Source organism: Corynebacterium sp. NML180780 (genome assembly GCF_007786415.1).
In the GTDB taxonomy this organism is placed as follows: domain Bacteria; phylum Actinomycetota; class Actinomycetes; order Mycobacteriales; family Mycobacteriaceae; genus Corynebacterium; species Corynebacterium gottingense.
This window is the reverse complement of record NZ_VNKN01000002.1, coordinates 1-17,303: the sequence shown is the minus strand read 5'-3', so window position 1 is coordinate 17,303 and position 17,303 is coordinate 1. Positions and strand designations below refer to the sequence as shown.

Genomic DNA, 17,303 nt, shown 5'->3' with positions numbered 1-17,303 from the left:
TGGGGCCTCACTTCTTGCCCAGCTGGGTCAGGGCCGCGCGCAGGAGCGCGGAGCTGGCCGCGTCCGGTTGCTCTGCCGCGACCGCGTCAACGACCGGGCGGGCACTGCGCTCCGGGAAGCCGAGTCCGACGAGCGCCTCAACGACCTGCTCCGTGGCGAACGAGGTTGTGGCGGCGGGGGCGGGTGCTTCTTCCTCGGGAGCAGCCAGGGTGGCAACTTTGTCCTTGAGTTCGAGCACGATGCGGTCCGCCATTTTCTTCCCCACGCCGGGAATCGTTTGGATGCGCTTGGCATTTTGCTCCGCGATGTGGGTGGCCAACTCAGCGGGGCTGAAGACGGAAAGCGCGGCGAGCGCCAGCTTGGGCCCCAGGCCCGTGACGCTTTGCATGCGGTGGAACATCTCGCGCGCATCGTCGTCAGCGAAGCCGTAGAGCGTCACGCCGTCGTCTTTGACCACCATGGAGGTGAGCACGCGGCGCTGCTCACCACGGGTCAGCGCGGCCAGCGTGGGTGGGCTTGCCAAGAAGCGGTAGCCGACGCCGGCGCACTCGATGACCGCGTGGTCCAACCCGATCGAGATGACCTCGCCGTTGAGGGAATCAATCATGCCTTCTCCTTTGTCCTTGTGCGCTGCGCCTGGGCCAGCCGCTCAGCGTGCGCGCTCCGTGCGAGCAGCGGGGCCCGCCAGCAGTGGCACACCGCGATGGCCAGCGCGTCCGCCGCGTCCGCGGGCTTCGGCGGCTCCGAAAGCCCAAGGATACGGGTAATCATGACCGTCATTTGCTTTTTGTCCGCGCGTCCGTTGCCGGAAATGGCCTTCTTCACCTCGGACGGGGTGTACATATGCACCGCGATGCCACGCTCGGCCGCCGCGAGGACGAGAACCCCGACCGCGTGGGCGGTGTGCATGACGGTGGAGACGTTGCCGCGCTCAAAAATACGTTCCATGGCGATCACGTCTGGGCGGTACTCGTCCATCCATTCCGAGACCGCGCGCGACAGGCGCAGCAGGCGCTCGGAGAGGTCCGCGTCGGACGGGGTGCGCACCACTCCTACCGAGATGGGAAAGATCTGGCGACCTCGCCCGGCCTGCACCACGGAAAGGCCGCACCGGGTCAGGCCTGGGTCAATCCCCATGACGCGGAGCCCCTCGAGCTGCATTCCAACCTCCCACGAGCAATGAACCATCTAACACAAATGTTCTACCACAGGGCGTCGATAAGCGCGAAAGCCCCGCCGGGCACCCGTACGAGTCGGGCGCGCGGCGGGGCTGCGCTGCGGAGGCTAGTCGTCCAGCTGGGCGGCGACCTCGTCGGAGATGTTCATGTTGGTGTACACGTTCTGCACGTCGTCCGAATCCTCGAGCGCATCGATGAGGTTGAGCGTCTTCTTCGCGGCGGCGACGTCGGCGTCGACCTCGATGTCTGCGCGGAAGTCCTGATCCGCGCCCTCGACCTCGATGCCCTCAGCCTTGAGCGCGTCGCGCACGGCCTGCGTATCGGAGGGTTCGCAGACGACCTCGAACTCCTCGCCCAGGTCGTTGACTTCCTCGGCGCCAGCGTCGAGCACAGCCATGAGCACGTCGTCCTCGGTCAGCTCACCCTTCTTCATGGTGACGATGCCGGTGCGCTTGAACATGTAAGCAACGGAGCCGGAATCGCCCATGTTGCCGCCGTTCTTGGTCATCGCGGTACGGACCTCAGTAGCCGCGCGGTTGCGGTTGTCGGTCAGGCACTCAATGAGTAGCGCGATGCCGTTCGGGCCGTAGCCCTCGTACATCACGGACTCCCAGTTCGCGCCGCCAGCTTCCTCGCCGGAGCCGCGCTTGCGGGCGCGCTCGATATTGTCGCCCGGCACCGAGGCCTTCTTGGCCTTCTTGATCATGTCATCGAGCGTTGGGTTGCCTGCAGGATCGCCGCCGCCCGTACGAGCGGCCACCTCGATGTCCTTGATCAACTTCGCCCACAGCTTGGAACGCTTCGCGTCGTTCGCAGCCTTCTTGTGCTTGGTAGTAGCCCACTTTGAGTGGCCCGACATCTGGCACCCCTTTTTCGTCGCGAGTAGATGAACTTGGCTAAGTATACGTGTCTCCCGCTCACCCCGTTCCGGGGGCCTGCTTGGGGCGCTACTTTGGTTCCGGGCGAGGATCCCGCTCGGGCACGGCGTGGGCACCCTCGCGAAGGTTGCGCGTCAGCCCCTCCTGCACCACCACGGCGACCAGGCGCCCCTGCTGGTCGAAGATGCGGCCGTGGGTCAAAGCCCGGCCGGCGTGCGCAGACGGCGAGATCTGGTCGTAGAGCAGCCACTCGTCGGCCCGGAACGGACGCAGGAACCACACCGCGTGGTCCAGCGAGGCCAGCTGGACCTGGTGGCCGGAGTGCGCGGCAAGCGCCGAGTGCAGCAGCGTCATGTCTGACATATAGGTCAGCGTGCACGCGTGGAACGTGTCCTCGTCCGGCAACCTCCTCGTCGATCGGAACCACACCACCTGTTGGCTCGTGGTGTATTGGTTCGGCGAGTACATCTCCGGCGGCACCACGCGGATGTCCCACTCGTTGAGGTCGTGGCGCGACCCTGGCCCAAGGTTGGGCGCTTTCGCCTCGGCGGGCAGCTCGTCCGGCGCGGGAACCGCTCGCATCTCGTCTGAGTGCTCCGGGCCTTCATCGCCGGTGCGGTGGAAGCTGGCTTGCATGGAGAAGAGCACTTCCCCGCCCTGGAGTGCCTCGACGGTGCGGGTGGCAAAACTGCGGCCGTCGCGCGGGCGGCCGACGCGATACTCGGTTTCCGCATTCGCGTCCCCGGGGCGCAGGAAGTATCCGTGCAGCGAGTGGACCTTTTTACCCTCCACTGTGCGCGTGGCGGCCACGAGCGCTTGACCAGCGACGTGTCCTCCAAACGTGCGGACGAAATGGTCCGAGTGCATTGCCGCACCGCGGAAGGTGTCTGGCTCGTTTCCGTCACATCGCTCAAGATCCAGGATGCGCTGGATGTAGGTCGGGGACTCCGAAAGGTTCGAAAGTGTAGCGCTCATGTGACACGACCTTACGCATTTCGCGCGGGGGCGGGGCCCTCCAGCTCGGTCATCGTTGCGTATTCCGGCAGTGCCGCGGTACCGCCGAGGTGCAGCGCGCGCACAAGTGGACGCAGCCGCAACGCCCGCGTGTCTGACACCGCCTCGTTGTAAAAACGCAGCGCGAGGAAGACGCGGGTCTCCGCGTCACGGAGGGAGTGTGCAACCTCCGGTGCGCTCCCCGCGCACTCTTTCTGCACGCGCGTGAGCGCCACGGACAGCGCGTCCTCCCGCCGGAGACGGTGTGCAATGTCTCGCGGGTCCAGCCGCACTTCCTCCGTTGCCCGCGCCTGATCGCGCAGCGCGGGCAGTGTCGCCGCGACGACAGCGCACCGCCTGTCGAGCGCCGCCTGCAGCGCGTCACGGGTGCGGTCCACCCTCATGTGCAACCGGTCAAGCCGCTGCGCCGTGAAGTACGCCCAGGCAAGGAACGCGGTGACCGCCACCGCAGCGCACACAGCTAGCCAGGTCATCGCACCGACACCTTCTCTGCCGCCCCGGGCCCGACCGGCGCCACCGTCTCGTAGACCGCCATGATCCGATCGGCCACGGTAGCCCAGTCGTACTCGCGGGCTCGCTGCGTGCCGCGCGCAACCAACTGCCTGCGCAGCTGCGGGTTTGCAACGAGCGCGCGAAGGCAGTCTGCGAGCGCGTCCTCGTCGCCGACGGGAAACAGCACCCCTGCGGGGTGCGCAGTATCAGCGCCGCACACGCGCGCGAATGCCTCCAAGTCACTCGCCACCACGGCGCAGCCGGCGGCCATCGCCTCTACCAGCACGATGCCGAAGGACTCCCCGCCCGTGTTTGGCGCGACGAAAATGTCCGCGCGCCCGAGGATCGCCGCCTTTTCCGCGTCGCTCACCGCGCCGACGAACCGCACCCCCGGCACCGGCCGGTGGTGCCCCGCACCCATCACCGTCACCCGTACCGGAAGACCAAGCTTTTCCACACCACCCAAAAAGGTCCCCAACCCCTTCCTCGGTTCATCCAGCCTGCCCAGAAACACGATTTCCATCGCGTCCGTGTGGGCGTTGGCCTTCCACCTGTCCGCCGATTCTCGCGCTCCACGGAACAGCGCCGTATCCACCCCGTTCGGGATGACAATCGGGTCCGTCCCCACTTGCTCCACTTGCCAGCGCCTCGCAAGCTCGCTCACCGCGATCCCGCCGCGGATCTTCTCCAAATTTCCGCGCAGCATGGGCAGCGCGAACCTCAGCGCGTAGGAGCTACGGGCGGACGCGTGGTAGGTCGCAACAATTGGCCCCCGCGCCAGTCGGGTCGCCACCATGGAGTAGCTGGGAGAGTTCGGTTCGTGCACGTGCAGGACGTCGAAGTTGCCGTTCCGCAGGAATTCTCGGGTCACTCGGCTCACCTGCGGCCCGAAGGCGATGCGCGCCACCGAACCGTTGTAGCGCAGGGGTACCGCAAGCCCGCCGCGCCTCACCCATGTTGGCAGTGGAGTGCTCGCCGACGCCGGCCCCAGCACCCGCACGTCGTGCCCGCGGGCGCGGAAGACGCGCGCGAGATCGAGCACGTGCGACTGCACCCCGCCGGGCTTGTCAAAGGAATACGGGCAAACCATGCCAATGCGCACTTACGCCTCCCCACCCTGTGCAATAGGCTCCCGCCGCGGGTGCGCCTGCTTGCGCCACGCCGCATCCGCGGGCCAAATGGGCTGCAGCGCATGCCAATCCCGCGGGTGCTGAGCGATGTTCGCGGCGAACACGTCCGCGACCCGCTGCGCGGTGACCGCGAGCCCCTCCTGGCCGGCGCCCGGCGTCGCCTCCGGCACCTCAATACCGGTGACGCTGAACCCCCATCGCGGCAGCGTCAGGTCTCGCTCGAACCACGAGTGGGCGACACACAGCGCTGCCCCCGTCTCCTGAGCGAGCTTCGCCGGCCCCGCAGGGATGGTGGTTTCCTCGCCGAAAAAGTCAACTGCGATCCCCTTCCCGGTAAGGTCGCGCTCGCCCATGAGGCAGACGATCCCGTTCCCGCGGAGGACCTCTTTCAGCCGTGCAAACGGAGGGCGCTGCCCGCCGGTGAGCGGGAGGACCTCAAAGCCGAGCTGCTCCCGAAAGTCCACGAACGCATCAAACAAGGCCTCCGGCTTGACCCGTTCAGCGACAGTCGTGAATCCCCCGTAGCGCTGCGCTAACCACATGCCGGCCATGTCCCAGTTCCCGGCGTGGGGCAGGGTGAGGATCAAGCCGTGCCCCTTGTCCAGAGAAGCGTCGATAAGCGCCCGCCCCTGCACGCCTGCATCGAGCTCGGTGAGCAGCCCGGGCTGGCCGGCAAGCTGCGGCAAGCGGAACGCCTCGTGCCAATAGCGCGCGTAGGAACGCATCGCGTCGCGTACGAGCTCGCGCGTCACGCGCTCGGGGCCGACGACGCGGGTGAGGTTGCGGCGGAGCATCTCCGGCCCCGCCCCGTTGCCGGACGCCCAATCGGCGCCCCGAGCGAACACCCGGCCAGTGACGGATTCGGGCAGCCGTCCCACGAGCTTCCAACCGGCGAGGTACCCCGCCGTCACCGGGTCGAGTACTGCCATCTACGCCCCCGCGGGTGGTGCCAGCTTGCCGTCGGACTTGGGGTCGCGCGCCGCGTACAGCAGGCGCTGGCCCACCGTGAACGCGGAGCCGACGAGGAGGACCCACAGCGACACCTCGATGGCGTGGTGCACGCCGAAGCCCTCGAGGAAAAGCCCCGCCAGGGCGATAATGAGCCGTTCGGGGCGCTCGATGAGCCCACCGACGATGCGCAACCCGCCGGCCTCTCCGCGCGCCTTGACGTAACTAATCACCTGCGAGAGCACCAGCACGGCAAGGCAGACGGCCACGTTATACGGCTTCGCGTTGTCTACGTAGACGAGCCACATGGCGATGGCGGCGAAGAGCGCACCGTCCGTGATGCGGTCGCAGCTGGCGTCCAGCGTCGCCCCGAACGCGGTGCCCCCGCCGCGCAGTCGCGCCATCGTGCCGTCGACCATGTCGAACGCGGCGAAGAAGATAGACAGCAACGCAGCCCAAACGAGGTGGCCGGTGGGGATGAGCACAACGGAGGCGAGCACGGTCGCCGCGGTGCCCACAAGCGTAGTGACGTTTGGGGTCATCCCGACCTTGAGCAGCGCCTTGGCAACCGGTTTGACCACCACGGCAGCGGGTTTACGCCCGTGGACGCTCAGCATCGTCGCCTCCTTCCGGCGCCTCGGCGGAGTCGGTGTCGCGCTCGAGCGCCACCCAGGCGTCCGCGAGGACTGCGCGCGTCTCGCGCAGCAGCTGCGGCAGCACCTTCGTCCCGCCGATCACAGTCATAAAGTTCGAGTCTCCCGCCCACCGCGGAACCACGTGCAGGTGCAGGTGATCGCTCACCGATCCGCCCGCCGCCTTGCCCAAGTTCAGGCCCACGTTGATGGACTCCGGGTTGGACACAGACTTGAGCGTGCGGATGGCGCGCTTGGCAAACACCATGAGCTCCGCAGTTTCCGCGTCGGTCAGCGCCTCAAGCTCCGCAACCTTGCGGTACGGCACCACCATCAGGTGGCCCGCGTTATAGGGGTAGAGGTTGAGCAGCGCGTAGACGGTTTCACCACGTGCGATGATCAGCCCGTCCTCGTCGCTCCCCTTCGGGATCTCCACGAAGGGGTCCGCGCTGCGCTCCGGCATCGCTGCAATGTAGTTGGACCGGTACGGGGCCCAAAGTCGCTGCAGCCGGTCCGCGTCGCCGGCTCCCGAGTCCACGTAGTCGCGCGGGCTCGAGCTTGCCGACGCCACGTCGTCCCTACCCTCGGCGCGCTGCAATGGCTTCCTCGCTCGGCTGCGCATTGAGCTTCTCAGCAACCCAGTTGGTAATCAGCTCGACGGCCTCGTCCACCGGCACGCCGTTGACCTGGGTGCCGTCCAGGAAGCGGAAGCTGACCGCGCCGGCCTCCACGTCCCGTGCGCCAGCGAGCAGCATGAAGGGCACCTTTCCGGTGGTGTGGGTGCGGATCTTCTTCTGCATGCGGTCGTCGGAGTGGTCGACCTCAGCCCGGATCCCGGACTCGCGCAGCTTGCTCACGATGCCCTCGAGGTGGTCCGCAAACTCGTCGGCCACGGGAATGCCCACCACCTGGTGCGGTGCGAGCCAGGCGGGGAACGCACCGGCGTAGTGCTCGAGCAGCACGCCGAAGAAGCGCTCGATGGAGCCGAAGAGCGCGCGGTGGATCATCACCGGGCGGGTCTTAGCGCCGTCCGGGCCCGTGTACTCCAGGTTGAAGCGCTCCGGCAGGTTGAAGTCCAGCTGCACGGTGGACATCTGCCAGGTGCGGCCGATGGCGTCGCGCGCCTGCACGGAGATCTTCGGGCCGTAGAAGGCCGCGCCCGCCGGGTCCGGAACGAGCTCCAGGCCAGACTTCTCCGCCACGGAGCGCAGGATGTTGGTGGAGCGATCCCAGATGTCGTCGTCGCCGATGTACTTCTCCGGGTCCTTGGTGGACAACTCCAGGTAGAAGTCATCAAGGCCGTAGTCCTTGAGCAGCGAGATAATGAACTCCAGGACGCTGGTCAGCTCCTCTTCCAGCTGGTCCTCGGTGCAGTAGATGTGGGCGTCATCCTGCGTGAAGCCGCGCGCACGGGTCAGGCCGTGGACCACGCCGGACTTCTCGTAGCGGTAGACGGTGCCGAACTCGAACAGGCGCAGCGGCAGCTCGCGGTAGGAACGGCCGCGGGAGTCGAAGATGAGGTTGTGCATCGGGCAGTTCATCGGCTTGACGTAGTAGTCAACGGCCTGCTTGGTCACATTGCCGTCCTCGTCGACCTCGCCGTCGAGCTGCATCGGCGGGAACATGCCGTCCGCGTACCAGTCCAGGTGGCCCGACTTCTTGAACAAGTCACCTTTGGTCACGTGCGGGGTGTTTACAAAGGAGTAGCCGGCCTTCAGGTGGCGCTGGCGCGAGTGCTCTTCCATTACCATGCGGACGATGCCGCCGTCCGGGTGGAACACCGGCAGGCCGGAGCCGACCTCGTCGGGGAAGGAGAACAGGTCCATCTCGTTGCCCAGGCGGCGGTGATCACGTTTCTCCGCCTCCTCCAGCATGGTCATGTACTCGGCGAGCTTTTCCTTGGACTCCCAGGCTGTACCGTAGACGCGCTGCAGGCCGGCGTTTTTCTGGTCGCCGCGCCAGTACGCCGCAGACGAGCGGGTGAGCGCGAAGGCCGGGATGTACTTGGTGGTGGGCACGTGCGGGCCGCGGCAGAGGTCAAACCACTCGACGTCGCCGGTGCGCGGGTTGACGTTGTCGTAGTGCGTCAGCTCGCCCGCCCCGACCTCGGTCGCCTCGTCCGAATTCGGGTCAACGTTGCCCTTGTCCTGGATCAGCTCGAGCTTGTAGGGCTCGTTCGCGAGCTTTTCCGACGCCACGTCAGTGGACTCGTACACCCCGCGGACAAACTTCTGGCCCTGCTTGATGATCTTCTTCATCCGCTTTTCCAGCTTCTTCAGGTCCTCCGGCGTAAAGGGCTCGGCAACGTCGAAGTCGTAGTAGAAGCCGTCATTGATCGCCGGACCGATGCCCAGCTTGGTGCCCGGGAACTCCGCCTGCACGGCCTGCGCGAGTACGTGCGCGCACGAGTGGCGGATGACGGAGCGGCCGAGCTCCGTGTTGGCGGGGACCGGCGTGAAGGTGGCGGTTTCGGACGGAACGTGCGAGAGGTCCTTGAGCTCCCCCGCCTCGTCCTGGACAACAACGATGGCGTTGTCGCCCTTGTTGGGCAGGTCTAGCTCGCGCATTGCGGCACCGACCGGGGTCCCAGCGGGGACCTCGAAGGGGGCGAACTCTACCTGTACATTCTCATCGGCCTCATCGGCTACGTCGGTTACATCGGTGGCCATTGGCGCTCCTTTGCGCGTCAAAGGGGTCCGCCATACCTGGACGCACCCCACGTGTTCGTTCCGTCCTGCGCCGGGCACAGCGGGCCCGGCACATCGTTGGTAATACTACCCCGCCGGGGTTGGTTGGACTGGGTGGGTGGGGTGCGAGTGGGCGTCGATAAGCAAACTAGTCCTGGAGCAGGCCCTGGCCCCAGTACTCGCCCGCCGCCGTGCCGCGCGGGATGTAATAGACGGCAGAGCCGATGTGGGTGATCCACTCGTTGAGGCGGTCCGCCTCATCGAGGTGAGTGAGCAGCGGGGTGAAGCTCGCGTCCGGGTCCTGCTGGTAGGCCATGAAGATAAGGCCGACGTTGGAAAGCTCGGTCGCACCCGGCTCCGGCGGCAGGCAGTAATTGTATGGGCGGCGCAGAATCTTGGCGCCGGTGGCGCGGGCGCGGGCCATGTGCGAGTTCGGGTCGATCACCGGCAGCCCGTAGGCGTCTCGGGCCTGAAGGTCGGGCTCGGTGAACTCGTCGCCGCCGGTCAGCGGAGCACCAGTGGCTAAAGTGCGGCCGACGACCTCTTCGCGAGAGCGGCGGTCCAGCAGCTCCCAGGTGTCAAGGTGCATCGCAATCCTGCGCACCACCAGCGAGGTCCCACCCGCCAGCGGGCCTTCGTTGATCCACACCTGCTGCGCGAAATCCTCGTCGGTGCGCGGGTTCACGGTGCCGTCGACCTGGCCGAAGAGGTTGCGCGGGGTCTCGCCTTCCGGCGTCGCCCCGTGCGCGTTGACAAACCCTTGCTGCACCCAGGCGGTACGCACGTAATCTACGCCGGCGCGCGTCATGTGCCGCATCGCCCACGCGCCCATCACCGGGTCGTCGCAGCAGATCTGGAGCACCAGATCAGTCTGCCCCCACTGTGGGTCGAGCTGATCGCGAGACAGCGCGGGGATGCCGTGAAGCCATGCGGGCGCGACATGCGGCGCCGCGACCTGGAAGATCCGCGGACCAAACCCGCAGGTGATGGTGAGGTTCGCCGGCCACGTGGTGAGCTCCGGCTCGAGGCTTCCCAGCGGGTTTTGCCCCGCGGTCAGCCGCCGCGCGTCCTCCGTCCACAGGCGCATGAGCCGCACGATTGCCTTTGCGTCCACGCCTTGGTTCAAGCGGAAACCGATGAGGTTCAGGCTCGCCTGCGCGGGCTGTTGCACGCCTGCCTGGTGCGCGCCGTCGAAGGCGATGGAGGCGCTGCGCAGCGGGGGCTCCTGCGGCGCGGCGCCCGGTTGTTCGGCGCAGGAGGAGAGCATCCCTATCGACGCCACACCGACCCCTCCCGCACCAGCCACCAACAACCCGCGCCGCGAAACCTCCATCGTCGTGCCTGCCCCTTCTTGCCTAGTGACTGTCCGCGTGCTCGTGGGCGGTCATCTCGCCGCCGTCGCCGTACTCCTCGCCACCGGGCAGCATGGAGCGTACGGCCACGCCTTGGACAACGATGCCCTGCTCGCCGCCCTCCGCGTCGGACGTTTCAAAGAACACGTCCACGGTGTCACCTGCAGCGATCTCGGGCGCATACCCCATGATCATGAGGTGATCGCCGCCGGGCGCGAGCTCGTCGGACCCGCCGGCCGGAATGGTGATGCCGCCCTCCTTCTGCTGCATCGTCCCGTCGACGGTCTCATGGATCTGGTAGTCCGCCTCCCCCAGCGAGGTGGAGAACCCGGTGATGGTGATGTCGTGGTCCGAGGTGTTGTGGATGGTGCCGAAGACCGCGGTCATGTCCGAGCCCTCGGCGCTATCGGCCGCCGCCTTCGCGCGCACCGTGGCGTCCTCGAGCTTGATGTCGCCCGCGCCCTGCAGTTGCGCCTCGGCGTCATCCGCCATGCTCGGCTCCGTCGCCGCGCTCAACGCCGCAGTTGTGCTTGGCCGCGTCGACTCCTCCTGGTTTGAGGGGCTGCAGCCCGCAACTCCGAGGGCGGTCGCCGCGACAAGCGCGACTACAGCTGTACGCGTGAACTTCATGGTCTGCTCCTTATCGCTTTTCGCTTGTCGACGCCGCGCCGTCATCATTCAACGCACGGAACTTCCGGGACTTCGCCAGCGCGGCGACGGCGGCACCAGCGCAGACGAGCACGCCGAGCAGGATGCCCAGAATGGTCAGCAGGCCCGAATTGCCGCCCTCTTCGTCGGCGGCTTCGGTGTTGTCGGCGTTGTCTGCGGCGTCGGACGCGCCCGGCTCGAAAGTGAAGCTGGACATCCCCTTCGTCGAGTGACCATCGGAGGAAATGATCTGATAGCCGACCGTGTACTCCCCCGGCTCGGCGTTGGTTTCAACCTCGTCGGGGACGTCGATGGTGACAACGCGACCGTCGATCTCCGGCTCGCCGGTAAAGAGCACCTCGCCGTCCGACGCACGGGAAAGCGCTACGGTGTTGAAGCCCTCCTGCGGCTGCCCCGAGAACTCCAGCGAGATGGTGTCGGGGAAAGCTTGGACGGTGGACTCGTTGTCGGGAGTGCCGCTGATCACCGAGTCATGGGCGTAGGCGGTTGGTGCTGCCAGCGCCAACGTTCCGATGACAGCGGCGGCGGCTGTGATGGTGCGTTGCATAAGCTCTCCTTTTGACGTCACGCGAACGTAACGGGTTGTTTACGTTCATGGGAGAGTAGTCGCGCAGAGCTGCCATAAGGTTCCCGGCACCCCAACTTTCGGTTGATATACCCCAATGCGGGGCTAAGGATCCACAGCGTTGCATCAGGATCGTACCCGGTCTCCCCGTCTCCCTGTCTCCCCGACACTGAGGAGATGAAAAAGCACCGGCACACCTTCCCCTTCAGCGGGGATGGTGCCCCAGTGCTGCACTTCGCGGTATTACCCGCGGTTTACAAGGTTTCCTGCGGGTTCAGGATGCCCAGGTTGCTCTGGATCTGAGAGTTTGCACGCTCCAGATCTGCAGAGACGTTCTCTACAAAGTCGGAAACGCCCGCGATGGACATCTGGGCCACAGTGTGTCATCTCCAAATGGCGCGTATAACGCGCCCAGGTCGGTGTGTGAACGACTGGAACTCTAGGAGGTACACTCATGTCCATTTCACCCACCCAAAGGCTTACAAGCGCTAATAAACCCTAAGTATGGATTGGATGCCTTGCTTGTTACAACGAAGGTCGCCTGGTCGGCGATTGGGTTGACGCGGTTGATGCCGATGAAGTTGACCAAGCCACGGTGCACAAACACCCGGAGCTGGCAGCGTATCGCAACAATGCCAGTCACGACGAGCTGTGGTGCTTCGATCACGACTGCTTACCCATGAGTGGAGAAATCGCACCGCACGACGCTGTCGCATGGGGCGAGCGTTATGAAGAACTCGAAGACAGCCAGTGGGAACCATACCTGCGCTGGTGTACCGACGTACTCCACGAAACCACCACGCCACCAGATGCCGAGGAATTCCGCATTGCATGGCGGGGAGAATGGGTAGACTTCAGCGACTTCGCCTGGCAGCAATTCCAAGAACTCGGAGTCACCGACGGCATGACAGAAGAACAAGCGCGTTACTTCAATTTTGAGCAGTGGGCCAGCGATTACGAGATGGACTTCCATGTCCACCCTGCAGCCCGCAGCGGGCACGTTTGGATCTACAACGCCTACGCATAGGAAAATTCCCGCACCATAACGGTGCGGGAATTTTCCTATGCAACGCGTTCACAACGTCGTGGGGAAGTACGCGCCCGAACCATCGATGGGCTCGAGACGAATGCTAGTAGAGCACGGCAGTCATCGGGGAGTTGTTAATTATGGCTGTCTTGGCTTCTAACTCAGCATGTGAAGGGGAAACCTCGATAGGGGAGCTCTTACATCTAATTTTCGTATCATGGAAAATACGATAACTAAATCCAACCGTAACCGTCCCACCATCCCTCACTAACGCTTTGTCTCTTCCCCAGTGACAATTGCTTACGATCCCATCGCACTCAACGCGCGGGAACGTAAAAATCTTGTGGAACCACCAGCTCACCCAAGTTGGTTTGAAAACCGTACGGATTTCACGGCAGTCCACAAAGTTCTCTACGTTTTTATCGTCTTCCAACTCTAGGTACCTTTTCTCAACAGGAATGGTCGAAGCCCTTGTCTTCTCGGCTTCATTGTAGACACCCGCTGAATAATTGTGGGGTTGCCGCAGATTTTCGTTAGCCATATTTTCTCCTAATTACTCGATTGTCATTCTACAGATCCGGCTACAGATCCGGCTGAAAGCTAGGCCGGACCTGCTGATGTGGCGAAGACTGCTGGCGTTTGCGAATCTTCATACTCACCGACTGGTAACGCTCCCGGAGGCGATCAGAAACCAAGTCGTTACGGAACTCGTCAACGATCTCGTCGACCGCTTGAGAGGCCTGACCAAATCCCCCCTGCCAGCCCTTTTCCAGAGCAGCATCGCGCGCACGCCTCGTCTCGGCACGAATTTGCTGCGCCTCGGCATCGACCTGATCGCGCATCTCTTGTGCCTCTTGAAGCAGTTGTTCACGCTTCAGCTGCGCCTGACTGAGCAGACGCTTCACTCCGAAGCAGAACGTGGCCGCAGCGAAGCGTTTCCTGGCCAAGGCCGTCAGATCCAATGCGTCAGCCGGGTATCCCAGAGTGATCAACACTGATAAAGCACCCTCCCTAGCCAGGGCAATCGCCGAGTTGAAGTCAGAGGGAATCTGCCCGCCAACAGTGGAACACCGGCAGGTGAAATACCTCAACAACATCCTGGAAGGCGACCATGGTCGACTGAAGCGGATCCTCGGTCCGAAAGGCGCGTTTAAGAACCGGACATCTGCATATCGGACGTTGAAAGGGATGGAGGCGATGCACTCATTGCGGAAAGGGCAAGGCGCGATGTTTGCCTACGGGCAACCGAACCCGGATGCGGTGATCGTCAACCGGGTCTTCGAGACGGCCTAACAACGCCCATACGCAGCGGCCGTCAGGGAATGAGAAACTGAGTCTTCGCTGATCTCCGCCCAACTTTGCAACAACACCAGGTGGAGACTGCGAGTACGCGCTTGACCCCGCCAACAGTGCCGCCAAGCACCTGCAGGTAATACAAGCGGAGTTGCCTGCCACTTCCCCACTGGCCCGCGACGCCGGCATACTCGCCAAGTTCGTACGCGCAGCACAACGAAATCTGTCTCAACAGCGATCCGAAGATAACCCAGATGAACTTCTAAGCTTAGCCACCAGCCTCAAAGAGAAGCTGAAAGGCTCGCAATTATACGGTTCCCCTGCCGTTAGACAGTTAGATAAAACCTCACGTGAAGAAAATCGGCATGCTCTGTGCTATCCATTTTCACCCCTGCTTTCTACCGGTGCCGGAAACAGTAAGGTGGGCGCCGCGCAGCGTGAAAAACATCCCGACAATCAATGAACCAGCCGCCACTGCGAAACTCAAGGTAGTTGAGTTACTAAACACCACAGCGATAACCGCAGGGCCCATAATTTGCCCCAAGCTGTACCATGTCGTCAGGGAAGCCGCCGCAACTGGGCTCCCCGCTTTGAGACCCGCTTCAATAGTCAGCATCGTTACCCCCATGAAGGTAGCTCCGAACAAAAACGCCGACACAAACAAAAGACCGGGCCCAGAGCTGAAGACTGCCACGACAGCACCAGTAACCTGCAGGAAATAGCATCCAGCAAGCGCTTTGAAGGTTCCCACCCGGTTTGCCGCATACGACCAAAACAACGGGGATGGAGCGGTGGCGCATCCAGCTACCAGCCACGTCGAGGCGGCGGCTGTTTGCCCGAAAACCGGCTGCGCTAGAACCACCAGATATGTACCGATGATGATGTAGCCTGCGCCTTGGAAGAGATATCCAGCAGATAACCACCGCAATGGTTCAAGCGAAGATTCCTGTCCTTGGTCACTTCGTGGCCGAGTAGAAGAATCGGAGCGATTCTCACGTATTGGCCAATTCCATGCAAGAAGCGAAAGTGCTGCACTCACTGCTGCGCAGATAAGCCACAGTGCCCGCCATGAGATAACGCTTCCCCCCATGAGGACAATTCCTCCGGAGATGAGAATGCCTAACCCAACCCCAGCGTAAATTATTCCACCATCATGGGCTCGGCGTTTGACCACGGGAATATTCTGCGTCACCGAGACGAAAACTAGAGCTGAGATGGCACCAGCAAAAAAGCGGACCGCTATTTGCCACCACGGTGAGCCAGAGAAAGCAACCGCCGCCAGAAGCACTGTCGTCAACACAAGGGCTGCCCTGTGTAACCTTCTAGAAATCGGCACCCACCCTCGGGAGGCCGCCAAAGAACCCGCAAAATACCCGGCGTAGTTGGAGGTGGCGATCCACGCGCTGGACTGTCCCGACCAACCCAGGGAACCTACCATCAAAGGCAAAATGGGGGTATAAAAGAATCTACCCAAGCCCATGGCTACTGCTAGGCCGGCGGTACCACGCGACACCAAAAGAGCATCCCGGTGGGTAGTTTCAGTCGCAGCGGAGTGAGCGTCTCCTTCAGGCTTCCCCATTGTTTTCCTCTCGTGCAATGCCCTGGCCGATTTTTGCTCCTTCTACTGCAGCCGGCATTCCAGCCGCCAACACAACATTTTTGACCACTACTGTGTGCCCATCAGAGTCCATGAGAGCGTATGCTCCCTCTTGATCGGAAATAGATAGCACTCGCGTGGGCACTAAGTGAATATCTACATAATCTCGATAGGCAGTAACTACCTGAGAAGCTGCCCAGTGAAGATAAGCACCATAGAGAGCCCTAGATGTATAGGTGTCTGGCCCCGTTTGCAGAGCCTCTTCCAAAAGGACAGGATCTGAGTGTAGGAAGGCAGAGGCATTCTCAGATTTCAGCCATTCGTAAAATGTGGGACCTTCGAGATACCTCCCCTCGATACCGGCGCTGGAATCAGGGAAACCACTGAGCTGAGATGCCACAGTATTCATGAGGAGAGCAGGGGTCTGATAAGGATTCCACACCTTGCCGGATCCGAAGGATGAATCATCAAACCAGACCAGTACGGGTGTTTCTTCTCGATCATTACTGTGCGCCAACCGGTCCAGGGTTCTTTCGATGACCGCCAGCCCTCTCGGCCCCCCGCCCACAACAGCTACCTGGGCAGCCAGAGGAACGGCTCGACCGACGCCTAGAGAAGTAGAATATGGGGTCAGCTCATCAACAATATCGGCCGCGGGTGCCGAATGGGCGCACCCGTAGTTCACTCCCGCCCAAAGGTTAAGGCTTTCTACATCGCCAGCGGAATTAGCATTTGCTCTTAACTCTGAAGTCAAATGGTGAAGTTCCGGATACATCGACGGAGCGGACTGGGAGTACTTTTCAGTAAAAGTATTGGTGATGGTGCGAGCCGGTCTTCCGGTGAAGGCCTTAGTAAGGGTGGTCGGTCGACCGCGTAACTCTTTCAGAGCAATCTTGTGGGTCTGTTTCGTCCCCGCCTCATCTGCGAGAAGAAAATGGGTGCCTACCTGTATGGCCCATGCACCCCGGCGAAGGAGTGCGAGGGCTTCTTTTGCAGTCGCGATACCACCTGCAGCAATAACAGGCTTACTTACTTTAGATAAGGCATATTCCAGCAGTTCAGAAGTAGAATGAGTCGATCCCTCACTCTCGGTAGAGAGCACAGTCGCTCGATGGCCTCCAGCTCCTGCCCCCTGAACACATATAGCGTCACACGAGGTGGATGCAAGAAAGTCGATCTCATGAGGCGTTGTCGCATTTAAAACAACACTTTTCCCCGCTTCTTGAAACTCATGGATCAACGTTTCATTAGGGTAGCCAAACGTAAAAGAAACTACTTGAGCCTGCGAGCTTAAAGCAATGTCTATCTTTTCCCGATAAAAGTCGTCCCCCGTAAAGGGTTGATCAGGTAACTCCGCAAGTATCTGGGGATCCTTTTCGAGTAAGACGCGGTACCGCTTCCATAGGTCCTGATCCTTAGAAGAACGCTCTCGATCCGGAGGCGGGCAGAATATATTTATCCCGTACGGGCCGTCCGCTTCACTTTCAACCTGTTGAATTGCCGATATCAGCTTTTCTGGAGTTAAGTAACCTGCAGCAATATTTCCCAAACCGCCGGCATTCGTTACCGCGACACAAAGTTCAGGAGTAGAAGGCCCCCCTGCCATTGGCGCCAAAATCAAGGGTCGCTTCAAGGTGATCATGAATGAAAATCCTTACTCAGTGAGATTCACGGCGTGATTCATGGTACACGATTCCCCCCCCCCCCTCACACCCCCCCGCCCCGCTGTCTGTGCGTTGCTCCCCCCCTCCCCCCCCCCCCCCCCCCCCCCCTCCCCCCCCCCCTCCCCCCCCCCCCCCCCCGCCCCGCCCCCCCCCCCCCCCCCCCCCCCCCCGCCCCCC

General features: G+C 62.8%; 19 protein-coding genes and 1 pseudogene. 2 read left to right on the top strand and 18 right to left on the bottom strand.

All coding sequences use genetic code 11. The features are described 5' to 3' along the window. Window positions 1-7: 7 nt before the first annotated feature. From ruvA to FPP74_RS12380, 14 genes are all read right to left on the bottom strand, one after another. A complete protein-coding gene (gene ruvA, locus FPP74_RS01290; RefSeq protein WP_144716894.1) occupies window positions 8-607 on the bottom strand; it encodes a Holliday junction branch migration protein RuvA in 600 nt (199 codons plus the stop codon). Further along, entirely contained in the window at window positions 604-1,161 is a 558-nt protein-coding gene (gene ruvC / locus FPP74_RS01285) for a crossover junction endodeoxyribonuclease RuvC (protein ID WP_095548135.1), read from the bottom strand. The genes ruvA and ruvC overlap by 4 nt, the downstream gene beginning before the upstream one ends. A gap of 123 nt (window positions 1,162-1,284) precedes the next feature. Continuing rightward, window positions 1,285-2,037 (bottom strand): YebC/PmpR family DNA-binding transcriptional regulator, encoded by a 753-nt coding sequence (locus FPP74_RS01280; protein ID WP_095276283.1) that lies wholly within the window; start codon window positions 2,035-2,037, stop codon window positions 1,285-1,287. Window positions 2,038-2,125: 88 nt separating this feature from the next. Then, window positions 2,126-3,031, bottom strand: a complete 906-nt coding sequence (locus tag FPP74_RS01275; protein ID WP_144716892.1) for an acyl-CoA thioesterase II — start codon at window positions 3,029-3,031, stop codon at window positions 2,126-2,128. Window positions 3,032-3,042: 11 nt separating this feature from the next. Continuing rightward, window positions 3,043-3,543 carry a hypothetical protein gene (locus FPP74_RS01270; protein ID WP_095276279.1) on the bottom strand — a complete coding sequence of 167 codons (501 nt, stop codon included), beginning with the start codon at window positions 3,541-3,543 and terminating at the stop codon, window positions 3,043-3,045. Further along, complete coding sequence (locus FPP74_RS01265; RefSeq protein ID WP_276289691.1) at window positions 3,540-4,652, bottom strand: glycosyltransferase family 4 protein; 1,113 nt, start codon at window positions 4,650-4,652, stop codon at window positions 3,540-3,542. The genes FPP74_RS01270 and FPP74_RS01265 overlap by 4 nt, the downstream gene beginning before the upstream one ends. 12 nt (window positions 4,653-4,664) lie before the next feature. Further along, window positions 4,665-5,621, bottom strand: coding sequence for a phosphatidylinositol mannoside acyltransferase (locus tag FPP74_RS01260; protein ID WP_144716890.1), 957 nt, complete (start codon window positions 5,619-5,621; stop codon window positions 4,665-4,667). Beyond that, window positions 5,622-6,257 carry a phosphatidylinositol phosphate synthase gene (gene pgsA / locus FPP74_RS01255; RefSeq protein WP_144716888.1) on the bottom strand — a complete coding sequence of 212 codons (636 nt, stop codon included), beginning with the start codon at window positions 6,255-6,257 and terminating at the stop codon, window positions 5,622-5,624. Then, window positions 6,235-6,870 carry an HIT domain-containing protein gene (locus tag FPP74_RS01250; RefSeq protein WP_255456027.1) on the bottom strand — a complete coding sequence of 212 codons (636 nt, stop codon included), beginning with the start codon at window positions 6,868-6,870 and terminating at the stop codon, window positions 6,235-6,237. Before FPP74_RS01250 ends, pgsA begins: the two co-directional genes overlap by 23 nt. Next, window positions 6,851-8,941: a threonine--tRNA ligase gene (thrS, locus tag FPP74_RS01245; protein WP_144716884.1), complete on the bottom strand. Its 2,091-nt coding sequence runs from the start codon at window positions 8,939-8,941 to the stop codon at window positions 6,851-6,853. The genes FPP74_RS01250 and thrS overlap by 20 nt, the downstream gene beginning before the upstream one ends. A gap of 166 nt (window positions 8,942-9,107) precedes the next feature. Further along, the gene (locus tag FPP74_RS01240) at window positions 9,108-10,292 is read right to left on the bottom strand and encodes a Dyp-type peroxidase (RefSeq protein ID WP_095536671.1); all 1,185 of its coding nucleotides are present in this window, start codon (window positions 10,290-10,292) and stop codon (window positions 9,108-9,110) included. Window positions 10,293-10,314: 22 nt separating this feature from the next. After that, the gene (locus FPP74_RS01235) at window positions 10,315-10,941 is read right to left on the bottom strand and encodes a copper chaperone PCu(A)C (protein ID WP_095276264.1); all 627 of its coding nucleotides are present in this window, start codon (window positions 10,939-10,941) and stop codon (window positions 10,315-10,317) included. Between the two features lie 10 nt (window positions 10,942-10,951). Further along, window positions 10,952-11,527 carry a copper resistance protein CopC gene (locus tag FPP74_RS01230; protein ID WP_095276262.1) on the bottom strand — a complete coding sequence of 192 codons (576 nt, stop codon included), beginning with the start codon at window positions 11,525-11,527 and terminating at the stop codon, window positions 10,952-10,954. 272 nt (window positions 11,528-11,799) lie between these two features. Continuing rightward, window positions 11,800-11,922 (bottom strand): hypothetical protein, encoded by a 123-nt coding sequence (locus tag FPP74_RS12380; protein ID WP_255396001.1) that lies wholly within the window; start codon window positions 11,920-11,922, stop codon window positions 11,800-11,802. Between the two features lie 131 nt (window positions 11,923-12,053). Between FPP74_RS12380 and FPP74_RS01225 the strand changes: the two genes are divergently transcribed. After that, window positions 12,054-12,572, top strand: coding sequence for an antirestriction protein ArdA (locus FPP74_RS01225; protein WP_095276260.1), 519 nt, complete (start codon window positions 12,054-12,056; stop codon window positions 12,570-12,572). 103 nt (window positions 12,573-12,675) lie between these two features. Here the strand turns inward: FPP74_RS01225 and FPP74_RS01220 are convergent, their stop codons facing one another. Both FPP74_RS01220 and FPP74_RS01215 read right to left on the bottom strand, forming a co-directional pair. Beyond that, window positions 12,676-13,113, bottom strand: a complete 438-nt coding sequence (locus tag FPP74_RS01220; RefSeq protein ID WP_133064687.1) for a hypothetical protein — start codon at window positions 13,111-13,113, stop codon at window positions 12,676-12,678. A 40-nt stretch (window positions 13,114-13,153) separates the two neighbouring features. After that, a complete protein-coding gene (locus FPP74_RS01215; RefSeq protein ID WP_144716882.1) occupies window positions 13,154-13,567 on the bottom strand; it encodes a hypothetical protein in 414 nt (137 codons plus the stop codon). Here FPP74_RS01215 and FPP74_RS01210 point away from each other — a divergent pair. After that, window positions 13,476-13,865 (top strand): annotated as a pseudogene (locus FPP74_RS01210) (DDE-type integrase/transposase/recombinase); the annotation flags it as partial. The gene FPP74_RS01215 and the pseudogene FPP74_RS01210 sit on opposite strands and share 92 nt — an antisense overlap. 385 nt (window positions 13,866-14,250) lie before the next feature. Here the strand turns inward: FPP74_RS01210 and FPP74_RS01200 are convergent. After that, window positions 14,251-15,345, bottom strand: a complete 1,095-nt coding sequence (locus FPP74_RS01200) for a YbfB/YjiJ family MFS transporter (RefSeq protein ID WP_255396003.1) — start codon at window positions 15,343-15,345, stop codon at window positions 14,251-14,253. Window positions 15,346-15,430: 85 nt separating this feature from the next. After that, window positions 15,431-17,104 carry an FAD/NAD(P)-binding protein gene (locus FPP74_RS01195; protein ID WP_165765510.1) on the bottom strand — a complete coding sequence of 558 codons (1,674 nt, stop codon included), beginning with the start codon at window positions 17,102-17,104 and terminating at the stop codon, window positions 15,431-15,433. Window positions 17,105-17,303 lie beyond the last annotated feature (199 nt).